The sequence below is a fragment of the Mojavia sp. genome (genome assembly GCF_059505145.1).
In genome coordinates this window covers 60,259-79,725 of the sequence record NZ_JCACKA010000063.1, presented here as the reverse complement: position 1 = coordinate 79,725, position 19,467 = coordinate 60,259, and the positions used below count along the sequence as shown (strand labels likewise).

17 protein-coding genes and 1 pseudogene are annotated in these 19,467 nt (G+C 42.2%); 11 read left to right on the top strand and 7 right to left on the bottom strand.

Annotation, left to right across the window (positions count from 1 at the left end; all coding sequences use genetic code 11):
* Positions 1-31 precede the first annotated feature (31 nt).
* Together rsmG and AC5JL8_RS12640 are read right to left on the bottom strand one after the other, a co-directional pair.
* A complete protein-coding gene (gene rsmG, locus AC5JL8_RS12645; RefSeq protein ID WP_495880125.1) occupies positions 32-769 on the bottom strand; it encodes a 16S rRNA (guanine(527)-N(7))-methyltransferase RsmG in 738 nt (245 codons plus the stop codon).
* A 144-nt stretch (positions 770-913) separates the two neighbouring features.
* A complete protein-coding gene (locus tag AC5JL8_RS12640; protein WP_495880124.1) occupies positions 914-1,588 on the bottom strand; it encodes an ABC transporter ATP-binding protein in 675 nt (224 codons plus the stop codon).
* 444 nt (positions 1,589-2,032) lie between these two features.
* Here AC5JL8_RS12640 and AC5JL8_RS12635 point away from each other — a divergent pair, with 444 nt between their 5' ends.
* From AC5JL8_RS12635 to AC5JL8_RS12620, 4 genes are all read left to right on the top strand, one after another.
* Positions 2,033-2,968: a Sll0314/Alr1548 family TPR repeat-containing protein gene (locus AC5JL8_RS12635; RefSeq protein WP_495880123.1), complete on the top strand. Its 936-nt coding sequence runs from the start codon at positions 2,033-2,035 to the stop codon at positions 2,966-2,968.
* A gap of 96 nt (positions 2,969-3,064) precedes the next feature.
* Positions 3,065-3,517 carry a DUF3531 family protein gene (locus tag AC5JL8_RS12630; protein WP_495880122.1) on the top strand — a complete coding sequence of 151 codons (453 nt, stop codon included), beginning with the start codon at positions 3,065-3,067 and terminating at the stop codon, positions 3,515-3,517.
* A gap of 17 nt (positions 3,518-3,534) precedes the next feature.
* A complete protein-coding gene (locus AC5JL8_RS12625) occupies positions 3,535-3,966 on the top strand; it encodes an NUDIX hydrolase (protein WP_495880121.1) in 432 nt (143 codons plus the stop codon).
* 260 nt (positions 3,967-4,226) lie between these two features.
* Positions 4,227-5,666: a DUF3370 domain-containing protein gene (locus AC5JL8_RS12620; protein ID WP_495880120.1), complete on the top strand. Its 1,440-nt coding sequence runs from the start codon at positions 4,227-4,229 to the stop codon at positions 5,664-5,666.
* A 96-nt stretch (positions 5,667-5,762) separates the two neighbouring features.
* On the opposite strand, the gene AC5JL8_RS12615 is transcribed toward AC5JL8_RS12620, so the two are convergent.
* Positions 5,763-6,068, bottom strand: coding sequence for a small RNA NsiR4-regulated ssr1528 family protein (locus AC5JL8_RS12615; protein ID WP_495880119.1), 306 nt, complete (start codon positions 6,066-6,068; stop codon positions 5,763-5,765).
* Positions 6,069-6,269: 201 nt separating this feature from the next.
* On the opposite strand from AC5JL8_RS12615, the gene AC5JL8_RS12610 reads away from it, so the two are divergent.
* Positions 6,270-6,656, top strand: coding sequence for a hypothetical protein (locus tag AC5JL8_RS12610; protein ID WP_495880118.1), 387 nt, complete (start codon positions 6,270-6,272; stop codon positions 6,654-6,656).
* A gap of 68 nt (positions 6,657-6,724) precedes the next feature.
* On the opposite strand, the gene AC5JL8_RS12605 is transcribed toward AC5JL8_RS12610, so the two are convergent.
* From AC5JL8_RS12605 to AC5JL8_RS12595, 3 genes are all read right to left on the bottom strand, one after another.
* On the bottom strand, positions 6,725-6,979 hold the full coding sequence (locus AC5JL8_RS12605) for a hypothetical protein (RefSeq protein ID WP_495880117.1): 255 nt from the start codon (positions 6,977-6,979) through the stop codon (positions 6,725-6,727).
* 78 nt (positions 6,980-7,057) lie between these two features.
* Positions 7,058-10,132, bottom strand: a complete 3,075-nt coding sequence (gene ppc, locus AC5JL8_RS12600; protein WP_495880116.1) for a phosphoenolpyruvate carboxylase — start codon at positions 10,130-10,132, stop codon at positions 7,058-7,060.
* 102 nt (positions 10,133-10,234) lie between these two features.
* Positions 10,235-10,471, bottom strand: a complete 237-nt coding sequence (locus tag AC5JL8_RS12595; protein ID WP_495880115.1) for a hypothetical protein — start codon at positions 10,469-10,471, stop codon at positions 10,235-10,237.
* Positions 10,472-10,683: 212 nt separating this feature from the next.
* Here AC5JL8_RS12595 and AC5JL8_RS12590 point away from each other — a divergent pair, with 212 nt between their 5' ends.
* From AC5JL8_RS12590 to AC5JL8_RS12575, 4 genes are all read left to right on the top strand, one after another.
* Complete coding sequence (locus tag AC5JL8_RS12590; protein WP_495880114.1) at positions 10,684-13,728, top strand: DUF1574 family protein; 3,045 nt, start codon at positions 10,684-10,686, stop codon at positions 13,726-13,728.
* Between the two features lie 93 nt (positions 13,729-13,821).
* On the top strand, positions 13,822-15,321 hold the full coding sequence (locus AC5JL8_RS12585) for an MBOAT family O-acyltransferase (RefSeq protein WP_495880113.1): 1,500 nt from the start codon (positions 13,822-13,824) through the stop codon (positions 15,319-15,321).
* Between the two features lie 222 nt (positions 15,322-15,543).
* On the top strand, positions 15,544-16,626 hold the full coding sequence (gene psbA / locus AC5JL8_RS12580) for a photosystem II q(b) protein (protein WP_495880112.1): 1,083 nt from the start codon (positions 15,544-15,546) through the stop codon (positions 16,624-16,626).
* Positions 16,627-16,801: 175 nt separating this feature from the next.
* Entirely contained in the window at positions 16,802-17,524 is a 723-nt protein-coding gene (locus AC5JL8_RS12575; RefSeq protein WP_495880111.1) for a hypothetical protein, read from the top strand.
* 96 nt (positions 17,525-17,620) lie between these two features.
* Here the strand turns inward: AC5JL8_RS12575 and tnpA are convergent.
* Positions 17,621-18,004 (bottom strand): annotated as a pseudogene (gene tnpA / locus AC5JL8_RS12570) (IS200/IS605 family transposase); the annotation flags it as partial.
* 312 nt (positions 18,005-18,316) lie between these two features.
* Between tnpA and AC5JL8_RS12565 the strand changes: the two are divergent.
* Positions 18,317-18,823 (top strand): transposase, encoded by a 507-nt coding sequence (locus AC5JL8_RS12565; protein ID WP_495880110.1) that lies wholly within the window; start codon positions 18,317-18,319, stop codon positions 18,821-18,823.
* 69 nt (positions 18,824-18,892) lie between these two features.
* Entirely contained in the window at positions 18,893-19,378 is a 486-nt protein-coding gene (locus tag AC5JL8_RS12560; protein WP_495880109.1) for an IS200/IS605 family accessory protein TnpB-related protein, read from the top strand.
* Positions 19,379-19,467: the final 89 nt, after the last annotated feature.

Sequence of the window (19,467 nt, the reverse complement as noted above, 5' to 3'; positions counted from 1 at the left end):
TAATTCTACGCAAGAACAGCTAGCTCAGAGGTCAAAGTGGCTTTTGAGTAGGTATTCCAACAGCACGGGGGAAATTAGCTGGCGTGGTTGCTATCTTACGTAAGTACAAGCAGTGACGGATACTTGTACTTAAAGGAGTAGTAAATTGTTCAATTGATTCTACAACGCCACCTAAGTGTTCAACTGCATTATGTAAAGTTGTAGTTTCTTCTTCTGTCCAATTACCACGGTAAATTATGGCTAAACCACCCAGGTTGAGCAATGGTAAAGCATATTCCGCACAGACGGAGGCTGGCCCAACAGCGCGGATTAAGGCAATATCGTAACTTTGTCGATGCTGGCATTGCTGGCCTGTTTCTTCAGCTCTACCAATCAGAGTTTTGGCATTGCTCAGGGAAAGTTCGGTTAATATTTTATCCAAAAAAGTAATTTTTTTTCGGGTTGAATCTAAAAGAGTAATTGTGCAATTTGGTACAGCGATCGCTACTGGAATGCCAGGAAAACCCGCACCAGTACCAATATCAATTACAGATGCACCTTCTTGTAGAGAAGAGATAAATCTTCCCTGAGGCGCAATTCCCCGCAGAGAATCCCACAGATGTTTTTCCCAAAATTCTTGGGGGTCGGTGATGCGAGTTAAATTGAGGTGGCGGTTACCTTCTAAAATTAACTCGTAAAGTTGCTGGAATTGCAACTGTTGTTGAGCAGCTGGTTGCCAATTGAGAGTTTGCTGCCATATTTCTGCCATTTCAGGCAATAAGTTAGTCATTGGGCATTAAACATTGGGCATTGGACATTGGGCATGAAAATTCATGCCTTTATTGTGGGCGATCGCCCATGGAGTTCTAGCTTGAAAATAAGGTAACTATGCTGAGGACACAAGGAGTTTCCCCGCATCCCCAACTCCGTGATCTCACGCCGCAGGTAGGGGTTCTTTAATTGTGGCTTCCAGTGTTGTTGGGTCAACTGATTCTAGTTCACCATGGTTGAGCGTCCAGCAACTATCTGCGATCGCCAACATATCCCCAGCATCGTGTGTAACTACTAACAGTGTCCAATCTTGTTTCAACTTCGCCAATAAACTGATCAACTGACGACGCATCGACCAGTCTAAACCTGCTGTTGGTTCGTCCAGCAATAATAAATTTGGTTGGCGAATTAACTGTACTGCCAAAGCTAAACGCCGTTGTTGACCACCACTTAAAGCATAGGGTGCAGCTGACAGCGATAAATGATCTAATCCTACTTCACCTAGTGCCTGTCTTACTCGCTCTATCCCTAGTTCTGGATGCCCTAAACGCAATTCTTCTAAAATTGTACCGCCGCAAAAATGCCGTTCAGGAAACTGAAACACCAGCCCAGCTAATTGTTGCAGCTGTTCAGATATAAGTTCTTGTTCACGCCAAAAAACTGCGCCTGATGTAGGTTCGGCTAGTCCAGACAAAATTTCTAATAAGGTACTTTTACCAGAACCACTTGGGCCAATAATCAAACCCAGCTGTTGAGGTGCTAATTCCAGGTTGATTGTTTTAAGAATCGCTGTTGGGCAGGCTGTGGGGTGATAAATCAGATTTCTGAGATAGAGCATTTGTAAAGATTACCAAAAAGTTGGCGAATAACTGATCACTACGCTGAACTACACTAAGAGCAACTGGAAAACTCTAAAAATTTTACATAGCGCATAACCTGCCTTAAAACCTTAATCTAACAGCAATAATCATCTATCCTTTCTGAAAGTGACGAATTTTTCTTGGCAAATATCCGACACTAACTACAAAAGCCCCACTTCAGGTACTTCTTTCTATTGTGGCAGACTTCGCTGTTATACCAGAGCAGCTTTGTGGTGAAAGCTTTTAATCCAAAAGCCTATCGTATGAGCCATGGCTACAACCAGCATGGGAACCTAGAATAATTACGGAAGTCGATCTTATAAATCATGCTTGCTGAAACAGGCGCACGTTAAGATTAAACATTTTTTGCATTCTAAGTAACACAAACAACTATTACAACCGCAATTATTCTGAGGGTTACAATGACTAAATGGTTTTCTGCTCCTCAACCAATTGTGTTTGCTAGAGTGAGTCGTTTTGCTCAGGCGACTTTTGCAACCGCGATCGCATTTCATCTATCAATTCTTCCTTCTCTAGCTGGAGATCCGTTTCGTACTACCAAACCTCGTGAAATTGGTGACAAAACAGAAGCAGCTTTTAAAGCAGTTTTCCAACAAGGTAACTATCGAGTGGCAGAAAGCTACTTACAAGAAGCGCTATCCAGTGAGCCAAATGAACCTCTAGCTTATGCAATGAGGGCATCCTTAGCATATGTTAATAAGGATTTCTCTACACTAGACACATACAGCAAGAGAACCTTAGAAACCGGACAAAAGCTGATTTCTAGCGATCCATTGCGCGGCAATTTATATGTAGCAGTAGGAAATTTCTTAGAGGGTGGTGCAATTATTAGCCGTGAGGGTGCAGGCGGTGCGCCAAAAGCCTTAAGTCGACTACGGCAAGTTTATCAACATTTAGACAAAGCAGAAGCGATTTCTGCCAACGATCCTGAACTTAACTTAATTAAGGGCTATATGGATTTGTTACTGGCCGTGAATTTACCTTTTGCTAATCCAGATGAGGCAATTCAACGGTTGGAAAAAAATGCTGCGCCTCAATATCTAGTGGATCGGGGTATTGCCCTTGCCTATCGAGACTTAAAAAATTACTCCCAGGCACTTGATTATGCCAACCGTGCTTTAAAATCAGCATCGGATAACCCAGAGTTGTATTATCTCAAAGCTCAAATTCTTCACGCACAAGGTAGAAGAGAAAACAGCCGACAACTGATTCAGGAAGCGATCGCTAACTTTGACACAGCTTTGGCTAAAAGATCCCAACTACCAGCGGATTTGGTAAGACAGATTGAGTCTGAACGCAGCAACGCTAACAGTCGTTTGAGTAACGCAGTCCGATAATTAAATAGAAATAAGCGCTCAAGCGCTTATTTCTATCTCATGCCTCACCCTGATATGCTTGTTTTGAGAAAATAGTAATTCACATATTTGACAGCAATGCACATCCAGTTTCGTGAGTTTAATCCTTTTGATGTATGGATTTGGCTAAAATTTAGCACCATTCCTTCTGGTCGTGAAAAGCAGTATGTAGAAGAGGTTTTTAATTCCTGGTTTTATCTGGGCAAATTGGGTGCATTTAATGCAGAAAATCTCCAGGTGCAGGAAACAGGGTTGGATATCAGCTATATGAATTACGACTCCCAAGGATATGACAAAAGCTTACTAGCGCTGATGCATAACATGGGTGAGATTGAGTATGAGGGGCAGTGGGCACGTTGTTGGTTTGATTTAGGAACCAGTGATGCGATCGCTTTGGATATTTTAATTAATGCTCTCAAACAACTGAGCGAGGAATATGTCACTGTTGAAGAATTGTACATTGGCGGTGAAAATGCAGACTGGCCCGTTGAGGATAGCGACAGCCGTTCTTACTCCATGTACGATAATTAATTATTTAAGTTAAACCAATGAACAAACCAGGCGAAATTCGGATGTTAGTCTTGGGACTAATTCGTGATGGCGATCGCATTTTTGTTTCTGAAGGTTACGACCCCACAAAACAGTCAACATTTTATCGTGCTTTAGGTGGTGGTGTTGAATTTGGTGAAACTAGTCGCGCAGCTTTAGAACGAGAATTTCAAGAAGAAATTCAGGCAGAATTAACAAATATTCGCTATTTGGGTTGTATAGAAAACCTGTTTATGTTCAATGGGAGACAAGGGCATGAAGTAATTCAACTGTATCAATGCGATTTTGCAGACCCTAAATTTTATCAATTAGAAAGCTTAATTTTTTCAGAGTCAGCAAATCATAAGCATAGAGCGCTTTGGATAGATATTTATCGGTTTAAATCTAGCGAATTAAGGTTAGTGCCAGAAATATTTTTTGATTATTTATAAGCTGTGTGTGCAAGAGAAAATTATTTAACAAAACAGGTTATTTTTCTCTTGTTAGCGAACCGCAGAGGACGCAAAGAGCGCAGAGAGTGGCAGAAGAAAATTTTACGAATGATTTAGGACTGCTGTATGTTAAATTTTTCTAATAATTCATAACAATTTTGTTACGTAAGTGTTGAGTGCTTCTCAGAAATCAGTCTCAAGGAACTTGTAGTTAAAATGGGTCATTTTTGACACTAAAGCTTCCTTGAAAAGTAATATTTATGCCTGCTAATCAGCTACAAAACAAACTATCTGCAACTATATTCATACTGTTATCAGGACTTGCGATCGCCCAAAGTTTTGGATGCACAGGTTTTAAATTAAATCGTCCTAGTGACGGTTCAGCAGTTGCCCAAACTTCGCTCAAACCAGCACCTCAAGAAATTGTGCAACCAGGAGAAGTACGTGCTTTACCTGGGAAGTTGGATACAATACCTGTCTTTAACAGCAATAGCCCAGAATGGGTAAAAACTGAGGGCATTTTACTGTCAACCTTTTCCCCTACTGGTAAAAAAACTCCAGCAGCACACCTTAATTTTCCTTTTCAGGGACGCTTTGACTTATTTGCTCATCACTATATCCACACACCCAAGGATTTACAGACGCTGTACTTAGGCGTAATTTTGCATAACCCAGGTAAAAAAACCGTGTCGGTGAATATTTTACAAGCGGCGAGTTGTTTGATGCAGGATGCGCCCTTTACCACTTTACCTTCCTACGTAGAAAATAATGATGGTAAAGCTTTCTCAGGGCCAGGCGATCGCGCCGTTAGTGATGTATTGCGAGGTATTAGGCAAGCAGATTTCCCGGCAAAGCTGGTAATTCCACCTGGACAAAGCCGATTGTTACTAAATCATCCAATTCCCGTAAAAAATCTGGAAAAGCCTGTGAATGGACGCTCTAGCTTTATGAGGCTGCGTAGTAGTGGCAAAGTTTATACAGCTAGCTTGGCAATGTTCGCTAGGAAAAATTCTGATGGTAGTGAACGCGCACCCACTCTCAGAGAATGGCAAACTCTATTAAATACCGGAACCTTTGCAGGGCCACGGGATAAAACCCCTACTCCTCCAGATGCTACTAGTGGACAACTGATTTATGGGCGTGTAGCTGGTGTGTCCCAAGGTTCCCAGTGGCAAGCCAAACTGGTAGATTCCAAAGCCCAAACTCTTACAATTCCTCAGCGTGGCAAAGTAATTTCTTATGCTTTAGACACTCTACGAGGTGGTCGATTGGGTACTGAACAAATCCAAACAGCAAAGATGCTGGTACGTTATCCAGATACCGCATACGAAGCCCACGGCAATTATGGAGTGGAATATAATCTCAGCTTGCCATTAAGCAATACAACTAATCAAACCCAAACAGTTACCGTTACTTTAGAAACACCTTTAAAGGAAGATAAATTATCTCAAGGTGGTCTACGCTTACGCAAACCATCCCTAGATTTTCCCTTTTTCCGTGGTAGTGTGCGGCTACGTTATATCGATGACCAAGGACAACAAAAGACGCGCTACGTGCATTTATGGCACAGAACAGGCCAGGTTTTAGAACCGTTACTAAAGGTTGTGCTGCCACCTTCAACTCAGCGAATGGTGCAGGTAGATTTAATCTATCCACCAGATTCAACACCACCGCAAGTGTTGAGTGTCAGAACGCTGTAATTTTTGAGCGTATGTAGTTTCAAAAAATATCACCTGCATCTCTTCCCGTGGCTGAGGTAGAGTTGCAGGTGGAGTTTAAAAATCTCTAATTATTAATTACTTGCCGCTGTAAAAAAAAGCAATTTCTTTTTCTTTTAAGGGTGCAAAGCCAGCTTCTACAAGCAATGTATCAAGTTCTGCTTGGGGAATATGTTTGGCCCCAATACGCACGATGCGCGATCGCATGGTGTTAGATACACCACTACGTTGTCTATTTGCCTCCAGCGCCATCACTTTGTTATACAGTTCGAGTTTGGCAACTGGAATAGGAGAACCGTCAAAATCAATTCCTTGTGCGATCGCTTCATCAATAGCATCAGCACCTGTAGTTGTTTGATTTACTGGATTAGTTTCAGCAGGCATGACAATTCGCTCAGAAGGCTATAGGTAGATTTTACCAGCCTTGCTCACACTAAAAACCAATTACGGAACTCGGTGCTGCGCTAGCTTTTTTTGCTCCCATAAAATGATTTCAATGGTTTGGCATTGAAAGTGACTATACTGTTGTCAGTTTTGAAGATTTTGGTTTAATCTCAAACCAACGGTGTAGCAATAGGTGATGCTATGTCTGATGCTCAAACTCCTTACGATCAGGATCGTACCCTCGAACAAGCTCTGACTAACAAAATCATAGACGACTATTTTGACAACTCTGAAAGTTGGCTCAGAGCCATTTTGCGGATGTGTATCTTCTCTTTGGCTCACCTAGATGGAAAAACAGTTTTCGTCGTTGAATGCCCAAATCAAGCAGTGGCCAAGCGTCTCAGCCGCAAAACTTATCCGTTTCGAGGGATTGTATATTATTTAACTGACTATTTAGACGGTCATGATCGCACTCTTTTTTGCTACAAAGAAGCCAAAGGAGGAACTTGGCGCTGTTTCGATAGCAGCACTCACTCCTGGAAAACCTTGAGCCATTTGCAAACACCCACTGATTTGAAAGAGTGCTGAGTGCTGAGTGCTGAGTTGCTACCTCCCCTGCTCCCTGTCCCTCTGCTTCCCAGCCTCCAGTCCCCAGCTTAATTACAAGCTTGGCGAGTTGCCAAACCAGCGGCAAATGCTCCCAAGACTGTGCCTATCCATAATCCTGTTGTGCTACCTTGCCACATTGCTCCTGGTGCTACCCAAGTGTTACACATCTCCTTTAAGCCCCAAGGCTGGTTTTGACACTTTTGGCTATGAAATATGAATGTGATTTGTCCACCGAAGTAAAGTCCAAAAAATCCTGATGATAATGCCACCAAAGTACAAATTAAAATTCGCTTGTTAGCCATTAGTTATTAGTCAGTTATCAGTTGTCAGTTAACATTCAAACACTGCTTACTGATAACTAGACACTGATTAGTGTGTTTTCAACCTGTATTTCTCATACCTGCGGCAATGCCATTAATGGTTAACAATGCCCCTCGCAATAATTCGCCTTTACTGTAACGAGAGTGGATTACCCCAGATGTGGCAGTATTCCGTGACTGTCGTAGGCGCTTGAGTAAGGAAACTTGGATAAAACCTAGCGGTACAATCGTGCCATTACGTAACTGCACTGAACGCTGTAGTACAGGATCGCCATCTAAAAGCCGATTGTGGCCAGTAATTTTTAACACCAAATCTCTAGTGAGATAAAATTCGCTAGCAATTTGCTCAAAAACTTTCTCAAATCTGGGTTTATCTTCGGGATTCGACAACTCCTGGACGTAATGACGTGCCATTTGCATATCTACTTTTGCCAAGGTCATTTCTGCCTTAGAAATTACCATCTTGAAGAAAGGCCACTTAATATAAAAGTATTGCAGCAGCTTTAAGTGTTCTTCTGGTTCTTCGTTCAAGAATTCTTGCAAAGCTGTACCCACACCGTACCAGGAAGGCAATAAAAACCTAGTTTGTGTCCAACTAAATACCCAAGGAATTGCTCTAAGACTACTTAAATCTTTCTTACCAGATGGACGACGCGCTGGACGGGAGCTAATTTGCAATTGGCTAATTTCTTCTATTGGGGTGACTTGGTGGAAAAAGTCAATGAAATCTGGTTGTTCATAGATTAAGGAGCGATAATGAGTACGCGATCGCGCTGCTAGCTCCTCCATAATTTCATTCCAAGGTTCGATATCATCAAAACCTGTCCGCAGCAGACTGGCTTGAATTACCGCAGTGGTGATCGTTTCTAAATTGTACAAAGCCAAGTCTAGCAGAGAGTATTTAGAAGCTAAAACTTCCCCTTGTTCAGTAATCTTAATTCGTCCGTTAATACTATGACCAGGTTGAGCCAAAATCGCCTCATAAGCCGGGCCACCACCTCGTCCAACAGAACCGCCTCTGCCGTGAAAGATCCGCATATTCACGCCATACTGTTCTGCAATTTTTTGAAGTGATTTTTGGGCTTTATGAATTTCCCAGTTGCTGCTTAAAAAGCCTGAGTCTTTGTTGCTGTCAGAATAACCTAGCATCACTTCTTGTAGGTTAAGGGTGAGAGGGCAAGTAGCGGGGGATACGGGGAGATGGGATGATGCGGTGGATTGTTTCCCCGTGTCTGCGGCGTAGCCTCCAGCTAGCAAAGCACGATATAAGGGTAGTTCAAACAACTGCTGCATCACGCTTCTAGAGCGTAGCAAGTCTTCTACCGTCTCAAAAAGAGGAACTACTTGAATTGTACCTACAGCAATTGCGGGGTCAAAAAGTCTAGCTTCTTTAGCTAAAAGTAAAACTTCCAGAACGTCGCTGACTTCGCGGCACATACTAATAATGTAAGTTTGGCAGATATGAATACCAAACTCTTGCTGTAGCGATCGCACTATGCGAAAGGTTTCAATTACATCATTAGTTTTTTCCGAAAATGGCAACTCTGCCGGAATTAAGGGGCGGCGAGTTTGTAATTCCCCAGTTAGCCAAGCAACTCGCTGTGCTTCTGATAATTCATTATAAGATTGGGGTAAAACTTGCAGATATTCCAGAATTTCATTCAGCGCGTCTGAGTGACGTGAAGACTCTTGGCGAATATCCAACTGTGTCAAGTTAAAGCCAAAAATTTCTACCTGACAAATCAGATTATCTAGTTCCCGACAGCTTAAACCGGTTTCGGTCAAGTTGCGCTGAATCATCCGCAGTTCTGCTAAAAAATCCGACCCCGAACGATACATCGGTTTGTCTTCATTTTTTGGCATTTCCCGCTTATACAAAGCTAAATTGCGATCGCGGGTATTTTCCAGCCGTTTTAGCACATAAGAAAGCTTCAGCCGATAAGGTTCTTGGCGATAACGTAGTGCCAGCGCATCATATACTTCGCTCAAATGTGACTGATCTAACTCTAGTGATTCCAGCAAATCTGGTAAGACATCACTCCAGTGCATCGACACGCTTAGTAATTCAACCAGTTGCTTCACTGACTGAATATATCTTTCCAAAACCATTTTGCGCTGATAGCAAGCTGTCTGCCAGGTGATTTCTGGTGTTACCGAGGGATTACCATCTCTATCTGAACCTACCCAAGAGCCAAAAGAGCAGAAATTTTTCTGGGGTGGTTCCAACCAAGGAAAGGTTCTCTCAAGAGCATATTTAAACCGCTTATACAGTTGGGGAATGCCGTCAAATAGAACTTCTTGGAAGTAGTGCAAGGCATAATCTACTTCATCGAGTACTGTAGGCTTGAACTGGTGGAGTTCGTCCGTGCGCCACCACAAGCGAATTTCTTCAAGTAATTGTTCGCGTAATTCTGTCGCTTCCCAAGGATAGCCTCCAATTGTGCTTGCAGTACGGTTTTCTACCGTATCTAGCTGTTGCAATAAATTTACTACCTGTCGCTGCTTATCTCGGATGGTATGACGAACAATTTCCGTGGGATGAGCTGTAAACACTAAGCGCACATCTAATTGTGCTATGAGGCGTTGAATTTGCTGCGGTGGTACATTCAGTTTGAATAAATAGGGAAACAAAGCAGCAAACGTACCTTTTTGTTTTTCTTTCTGTTTAGCGGCCCAAGTCTTTGCTAGTAGATCTGCTCCTAGCGCCTTCGCTACAGGTACATCATTTTCGCTCTGGTTGGATGAATAAGTAACATTTGGTAGATTCTCTGACTCTTCTGCTTCTATTTCTGCGTCAGAATAACGAGTTAGTTGCTGCCGTTGCTCATATTCCTGCTCTATGATGTTGATCAACTGAAAATACAGAGCAAAGGCCCGAGCTGCCCTGATTGCCTCATTGATGTTTAGTTGTTCAATCAACTTGACAGCAGACGATGCTTGGTCATTAGTGGTTTGTCCTTCTGGCGAACACAGATCGCGCAGTTGCCGCAATAAATCCACCATTTTTTGACCACATTCTTGCCGCAGAACCGTTTCCCATAATTCCTCCACTATTTGGAGGCGACGACGCAAAAATAATTCTGATGCGGGATAGATGTTCGCCGCGTGAGACAAAGAGTATAAAAGGGAACTCATATTCTTTATTCTTGCAAAGACGTTTATTGTTGAGGATTCTGGGGTCAGCAAGCAAAAATTATGGAATTTGCCCTGCGTAAACCATTTTTTAGAGTAAAATTTTTAACTATTATTTATTTCGTTATCTTCTGGAAAGTCGAGTATGGGTAGGCGATCGCCCCGAAACAACTCCTCACTGGCTTGTCCCATAGCTTCTAGGGTTTTTACTGTGGCTTGCCCTGCGGTAAGCAGCATTAATATGGACGCTGTACCTATTTGTAGAAGTAAAGATTGGGGAATACTAAACAGCAACAAATTTAATTCGGGGTTAGGTGAGGTCTTTTGGGTAACAGGAGACATTGCTAATTCTTGGTTTACAGATTAGTAAAATAAACAGAAAATCCCACATTAGTAAGGCTTGCAAGTGTATATAACTATCTTTGCCCATTTTGCAAGCTAATAAGGTAACAAAAGTGTTAAAACCAAACTTCCGAGTGTGATAAATCTATGGTTCTAGTTTACAAGTACAGGCACTATCCCCCAATACTTGCTTCCTTTAAAGTTAACTGCCCATGAAAACAGCATTACTAGATCGCCAAAAATCCTTAGTGCAATGGGTAAGCCAAGCAACAGGCATTAACACTTTCGGGGTGAAAGTCCGGTTGCGGGGAAATGATTTACATATCCTTTGCGAAGGTATAGAGTGTCCACAGCGTTGGCGTACTCTGTCGGACTTACTGCAAGCAATACAGCAAACAGATTTGGATGTCCTGACAAATAACGAACAACCCTCAATATACCAAGTATTTGTCTACGGTCGGAAAAAAGGGGAGTCGCGGCCCCAATGGTGTCATCGGGTTTATTTAAATCAACTAGAACGGCACTTAGAGCAGGTCAATCAAGCTCTATTAGCGGACACGAGAAAAAGCAAACAATCGGGTGGAGCGTTAATTCTCTCTAACGAAAGTTTGGCAAAGCAAGGAAATCCAGATGCCATTGCTCGCTATCTTAGCGAAACTTTGAGTACTTTAGGTGTGGCAGTACAAGTAAAAGTCAAGCCGCCAAAGCCCACAATGAAGGGTCAGCTAGAGTCAAATCGTCTGTGGATATGTTGTTATTCGGGTTATAGTCCTGATCCTTTATTGTTAGCAGAGCCAGTATCCCAGAAGTTGCGACATCTCAAGCTGGTAGGCTATCAGGATGCAGTGATTGTTTCGCAAGTAAATGGCGAAACTACACCTGATTGGCTTTTGCGGGTGGATTTGACACCACCAGAGGTGATGCTTAAGGGATGGGCGCGTTGGGGGGATGTGCAAGCGATCGCCCGGCTGTTAACTGAGGTGTTGTTAGAGTCTCAAGTAGCCGTACAAGCTACTCTGCAAGAATCGACTCTACATATTTTTTGCACCCCAGCTTTTGACCCTTTAGAAAACGCTTCAGCACCCGATAAAACTTTATGCTTGGAGACGATCGCATCTCGACTCGAAGCGATCGCGCCCCAAGGTATTCTCGCCGCAACTGTCTATGGAAAAACAACCACCGACAAGCAGCCAGCTTGGATTGATTGGCTGTCTTTACCTGCTGCGGAGCATCCAGCCCTCGCTACATCAGCCCTCGATTTAGCAATATCTGGCGATGAACCTGCTGTACATTTTTTACTAGAGCGTTTACTCAATCCTGATTTAGATAGACGGCTGAAAACAGGCGGTCTTCGTGTCATGCTACGCCAAAAAGGTGATTTATTGCACATTATGTGTGATGCACCCGTTTGTCCAGAGCGTAAAAAAGTGGCATACGCAGTCGTGCAGTTTATCCGCCAGTTAAAAATTCCTAACATTAAGGGGGTACGTGTTTACGGTCGCCGTGCAGGTAATAAGGAACCTGTTTGGCATCACGGTGAAGATTTTGTACATCGTCAACGTTTAGTCCCAGAAGCTACCCCAGAATTTGCTGCTACTGCTATCTACGTTAACGAGCTTGTAACTACTGATACCAATGAATCAATTCTGCGTCCCGACTTAACTACCGAAGAAATCCAAACTTTGATTACAGAGGTAGCACGAGATTGGGTAACAACGGTGAGTACCACAGTGAAGAAATGGCTGCTGAGAACACAGCTATTTGCAGAACCTGACCAATCAACAGAGCCATATTTTGATTCTCAAAACCTAAAAGTCGCTTTGGTCTGGGGTAGCTTGGGGCTGTTACTCACCCTTCAAACCGATTGGGTGTTGGGTCAAATCATGTCTCGCATCACTCGCACTGCTGTACCTAGTACTCCAAAGGTCGCTAGTATTTTGACTTCATCATCTTCTCCTGAAAAGCCATCTGTAAAATTTCAGGAAAATCAAAATCACAGAACAGTATTTTTTGCTAACACTTCTAAAACTAAACCGACTGAAGGTAAGAGTTCTGCATTCAATGCTTCTGGCTTTACCCAAAGTGATGAAACTCAAACAGAAAGCCTAGTAGCTGCACCACTGAAGGAAAAAGCAACCGCAACCGCAATTCTGCTAGCCGCGCGATCGCAAATGCCCAGTTTTAATGCTAGGCAGTTAGATGAGCAAATAGCACTATATAAACAGCGTTTGGCTAAAACTGGTAAACCCCCCCAGGTTTTGATTATGGGTTCCTCCCGTGCGCTAAGAGGAGTCGATCCAGCTGCCCTTTCTCAAGCTTTGGCAACTCAGGGTTATCGCAACATTGATGTATTTAACTTTGGTATTAACGGTGCTACAGCCCAAGTTGTAGACTTTATTGTTCGCCGAGTGCTGGAACCATCGGAACTACCAAAGCTGATTATTTGGGCAGATGGTTCCCGTGCCTTTAACAGTGGTCGTAAAGATATCACTTTTAATGCGATCGCTGCATCAGCAGGCTATAAACAAGCTTTGCAGAAAGCAGTGGCAACAAACAGTAGCGATCGCTTACCCGAAAACTCTGAGACTTCATCTGACGAGGAAAAAACTAAAACAGAAAAGCCCGAAATGAGTAGCTATCAGCTTGCCAATAAATGGTTAAATCAGGCTGTAGCTGCTGCTTCTGCTAGCTACCAAAACCGAGACCAAATTAAAGATTTACTACGCAAACAACTCAACTCGTTGCCTTTAGCTAGCGATCGCACTCAGGCAAGTACATCACCCACACAGCTAAAAACCGATTCCTCAGAAGAGGATACTTCCTTACAAGCGGTTGACTTTGATGGTTTTCTACCTTTGTCTATCCGCTACAATCCCGCTAGATATTATCAAAAACACCCCAGAGTTTCAGGAAATTACGACAGCGATTATCAATCTTTCCAAGTAGTCGGTGAACAAGATACCGCCTTCCAATCATTGCTGCGGTTTACACAGGATAAAAAAATTCCTTTAGTGTTTATCAACCTACCCGTTACCGCAGATTATCTCGATCCAGTACGTAAAAAGTACGAGCAAGAGTTTCAACAATATATGTTGGATGTGTCTAATAATTCAAACTTTATCTATCGAGATATCAGTCATCTGTGGACAAAAATCAATAACTACTTTTCTGACCCCAGCCACCTCAACCGCTTTGGAGCTTACGAAGTCTCGAAGAAGTTAGCTCATGATCCAATGATTCCTTGGCCTACAAAATAGTTAAAGGAGAAAATAAGCAATGGCTATTGAATATTGACGGTTTATTATAGGCTATTAACTCTGAAATATTGCTATGGACACTTGATTATTTAAATGAACTTTATATCAATTTTTTACGGGCTTTTTTTGCTGAGTGTGCTAGTAATTTACTGGACTGTGACAGAACAGAAATCGCAGTTATGGATACTGTTGATTGCCAGCATAATTTTCTATTCATCTTTACATATTCAGTATCTACCACTACTATTAACGCTTACTTTTATTAATTTTCGTCTAGGGCGAGAAATTGGGAAAAATACCTCACCTGGACAGCATTCTCTTGACTGGGAAATTTCTAACGAAGAGTGGCAGTTTGCCCAAGCCGACTGGAATCTGCGTCGTCTCAAGCTTTTGTGGTTAGGGGTAATTTTAAATGTTTTACTCCTGTTAGGATTTAAATACCTAGCACCCTGGTTGAGTTCTGTATTTCCTTGGTCAACAAACTCACAAGATGCTTCTTTTAAATTTATTGCACCTTTGGGAATTTCATTTTTTACCTTTGAGTGCATTTCTTATTTAATAGATGTCTATCGTGGGGCGCCTGCTACTGAACAATTTATTAAGTTCGCTGCTTATAAATTATTCTTCGCCAAACTAATTTCCGGGCCGATTACTCGCTACCACAACCTAGCGAATCAATTCCATCATCTGCAAATTCCTACTCCTGATATAGTCGCACAGGCATTGTGGTTGATTGCTAGAGGTGCAGTAAAAAAAGGAATTTTGGCAGACCATTTGGGTATTTTTGTCGATTTATGTTTTGGCAACTTGCAACGAGCAGGTAGTACCGATCTCTGGTTAGCCACATTTGCCTATGGCTTACAGTTGTATTTAGATTTCAACGGTTATGTAGACATTGCCCGTGGTAGTGCTTTGCTATTTGGCTTAGTTTTACCTGAGAATTTTGACTTTCCCTACTTCAGCACCAGTATTGCGGAATTTTGGCGGCGCTGGCACATGACTCTGGGAGATTGGCTACGTAACTATGTCTACTTTCCTTTGGGTGGTTCCCGTCGGGGTTTAAAGCGCACCTGCTGGAATTTATTAATTGTGATGTTGATTGCTGGTATTTGGCATGGCTCTGCCTGGGGTTTTGTCGTTTGGGGTGCATATCACGGATTAGCTTTGATAGTTCATCGACTCACAGATGCTTTAAGCGAGCGCTTTGAGAATTTAGAGCATTTTTGGCAAAATCCTCTGGGGATATTTTTAGCTTGGCTGTTAACTCAACTTATGGTTTTTACCTCTTGGATTTGGTTTCGCCTACCCAACCTCCAAGAATCTTCTTTGGTAATTCAACATCTCTGGGGTCATCCTGCTGATGTCCAGTTTGCTCAAAAAGTCTATGTAGAAGCTCTAAATATCAGCCAATACCAACTTGCTTGGATATTGGGGGTTTTAGCTGTTCTTATGACCTTAGTTTATACTTTCAAGAGTCGGCTAAAGTTAGAGTTCAACTGGCCCGTTAAGCTTGTCTTTGTACCTCTTTGCCTCTACGCGGTTTGGTTATTAGCCCCCGAAGGCGGCTTACCATATATCTACTTTGATTTTTAATTAATCTTTATTGCTGGAAAGGGTGGGTAATGCCTACCCTTAATGTTACATTTTTTAATAAAAGTTAATTACTGTTAATTACTAATTATTGTTTATTAACTATTGTTAAGTAGAAAAGAATCAATAATATTTTTAATTTAAATTCATGTACACTGAGTGATTACAGGTGCAATTAATTCACCTGATTAATTTTCTCAAAACTAACATCGCACTCATAAAACAATGACAACAACCTTACAACGGCGCTCTGGCACCAGTGTATGGGAACGGTTTTGCGAGTGGATCACCAGCACCGAAAACCGGATTTATATCGGTTGGTTCGGCGTACTGATGATTCCAACCCTGCTAGCCGCTACCACCTGCTTCGTAATCGCTTTCATCGCTGCTCCTCCAGTGGACATCGATGGTATCCGTGAACCAGTTGCAGGTTCCTTAATCTACGGAAACAACATCATTTCTGGTGCAGTAGTTCCTTCCTCCAACGCTATCGGTTTGCACTTCTACCCTATCTGGGAAGCAGCTTCCTTAGATGAGTGGTTGTACAACGGTGGCCCTTACCAGTTGGTAATTTTCCACTTCTTGATCGGTTGCGCTTGCTACCTCGGTCGTCAGTGGGAATTGTCCTACCGCTTGGGTATGCGTCCTTGGATCTGCGTAGCTTACTCCGCACCTTTGGCTTCTGCTACCGCAGTATTCTTGATCTACCCCATCGGGCAAGGCTCCTTCTCTGATGGTATGCCCTTGGGTATCTCTGGAACCTTTAACTTCATGATTGTGTTCCAAGCAGAACACAACATCCTGTTGCACCCCTTCCATATGTTGGGTGTAGCTGGTGTATTCGGCGGTAGCTTGTTCTCCGCTATGCACGGTTCACTAGTAACTTCTTCCTTGGTGCGTGAAACCACCGAAACCGAATCTCAAAACTACGGTTACAAGTTCGGTCAAGAAGAAGAAACCTACAACATCGTTGCGGCTCACGGCTACTTCGGTCGTTTGATTTTCCAATACGCTTCTTTCAACAACAGCCGTTCTTTGCACTTCTTCTTGGCTGCTTGGCCAGTTGTCGGTATCTGGTTTACCGCGCTGGGTATCAGCACCATGGCGTTCAACTTGAACGGTTTCAACTTCAACCAATCTGTGATTGATTCTCAAGGTCGCGTCATTGCTACCTGGGCTGATGTCATCAACCGCGCTAACCTGGGTATGGAAGTTATGCACGAGCGTAACGCTCACAACTTCCCCTTAGACTTGGCTTCTGGTGAAGTTACCCCCGTTGCTCTGACCGCTCCTGCTATCAACGGCTAATACTGAAACTTAGCTAAATAAAAAAGCGCCCTCCATTTCTGGAGGGTGTTTTTTTTAGGAATCTATAGATACACACCAATTGGTGACTAAACATTTCGCGTTCCCAAATTAGATACAGATAGGTATTAATTCGGGGGTTTGCAAATTTTGTTGATGTTATGGTCTGGATATTCTCTTGAAAACTACAAATCAAACGATGGAGACTTGTACTGTACCAGGCTGTAACCAGTCAGTTTCAAAACCAGGTCACAAGCTTTGCTATGAACATTGGAAAGCAAATAATCTAAAAGTGAGTAATGCAAACACTTCTAAGTCTGCTACTCTTTCCTCTTCTAACCTATTACTGTCAACTACGAAAATTAGTGAGCAGCTAGGCTTATCTAGGAATAAGATTAATCCTATCCTTGCTGAATTAGGGTTGCTAGATAAAGTTCCGAATGGTTGGCTAGCTACACGTTTAGGTCTTAGCTTTGGAGCAGTTCAGAAGCATGAGGAGAAAAATAATAAGCCTTATGTTCTTTGGCCAGAGGAAATTCTTAATAATCAAATTTTTGTTGCTGAACTCCGCAAAACAAGTCAACATGAAGATGTCAAGCCTACCTCACTTGAAAGTAATGCTAGCTTAGGCTTTCGTGAGAAATTTCAGGCGGGGGAGTACCGCACAACAGACGGACACTGGGTTCGTTCAAAAGCAGAGTTGGCAATCGATAACTGGTTATATATGGCGGATATTGTTCATGCTTATGAACGAAAGCTTCCTGTAGAAGAAGAAGTTTTCTGTGACTTCTATATTCCATCAGGTAAAGTTTATATAGAATATTGGGGTTATGAAAAAGAGGAGTATTTATCACGTAAGCGGGAGAAACAACGTATCTATCAAAAATATGAGTTCAATTAAATTGAACTGTCTGATTTACACCCGAAAAAGCGGGAAACTTGGTAGCCTCGTCTCTTCAGAGCGAGGCGGAAAAGTGACTCGTGCGGCTTCAGCCGTCTAGTAGTGATGCGGGTCTTCAATGTACTTCTGGATAATTTCAGCACTAACATTACCTGCTGTGCTAAAAAAGTAGCTTTTACTCCATAAACTAGGCAGTTTCAGTAGTTCAGGAAACTCTTTGCGTAGATAATTTGAAGACCTCGCTTTAAAAGCCTTAACAACTAAATGAATTGGATCTGTTGGGTTAATCTCAACAAATAAGTGGATATGGTCTGGGGCAATTTCTAAAGCTCGGATGTTCCACTTTTTCTCTGTAGCTAATTCTTGCCATATTTGATAGAGACGATTTCTGACTTCACCTTTTAAAACTGGTTTACGCCGCTTTGGGATGAAAACGAAATGAAAAATAGCCAAGCCTACAAAGTGATTATAGTGCTGATACTCAAAAGTCTATTTACGCATGAAGTCTCGCCATTTTTCAACCATCATATTTAGCTTCATTATCTTGTGATCTACTGTCGTTTAGTCTAAAGATATCAACAAAATATGTATGGATGCCAACAGACGTTAATTCACGCACCACCTGATGTTCAGGCTGTTATTGAGTACCTATGCACAGAGTCTAACAAGGTTTGGAACTGTTCTGTTTACTACGCTAGGCAAATCTATTTTAAGACTGGCAAGATAATTAAACGTGCTGAAATATGTGCTGAAATGACTCGCTCCAAGAACAGGCATTTTGGAGCAATGTATGTGTCCTCAGCGCAGCAAACTTGCAATAATGTCGCAGAAGCTTTCAAATCATTCCAAAAGTTAATGAAACTTTGGAAGTGTGGGGAACTTCAAGACAAACCCTCGCTGCCTAAATATCGCAAAAACGGACTATTCACAGTCACTTACCCTAAACGATGGTTAAAGTTGACAGAAGAAGGCATCAGAATTCCGCTAGGGAATCAGGTAAAAGCTTGGTTCGGTATTGACGCATTTTTTCTACCAATGCCATCTAATTTGAAGTGGGAAAATATCAAAGAAATTAGGATTTTACCTAGAAACAGATGTTTTTATAGCGAATTTGTTTATCCTGTTGAAGATGCCAAATCTCAATTGGATGTAAGCAAAGTACTAGGGATTGATCATGGAATTGATAATTGGTTGACTTGCGTTAGCAATGTCGGCACAAGTTTTATTATTGATGGGAAGCATCTCAAGTCTCTCAATCAATGGTACAACAAGCGAGTTGCCACTTTAAAAGAGAATTAACCTCAAGGTTTCTGGTCTAAGCAACTAGCTGCAATCACCGAAAAACGTAACCGTCAGATAAAGGATGCTGTGAACAAAGCAGCAAGACTAGTTATTAATCACTGCCTAAAAAATGGTATTGGTCGAATTGTTTTTGGGTGGAACCAAAGACAAAAAGATAAGTCTAATATGGGGCGTAAAGCTAATCAGAAATTTGTTCAAATCCCTACAGCCAAACTCAAAGAACGTATTTCTCAACTTTGTCAACAATACGGAATTGATTTTGTAGAAACCGAAGAAGCCAATACCTCTGCTGCCTCGTTTATAGATAGTGATAGCCTACCCAAACATGGTGAAAAACCCGATAGTTGGAAGTCATCAGGTAAGCGAGTAAAGCGTGGATTATTCCGTACTGCAAACAATTGGTACATTAACGCAGATGCCAATGGAGCAGCAAACATAATTTCTAAAGTAGCGACAACATTGGGTCTTGACCTCAGTGGAGTCAGTAGAGGCGAATTGACTACGCCGTTAAGAGTTCGTTTGTGGACTCTTAAGAATCCCCCGACTGTTTAAATCAGCGAAGCGAAATTTAAACAGTCGGGGGAGTGTCAAATTAAGAACCTTGATGATCACTTACCACAGATGCTTAGAGTGTTCGGTAT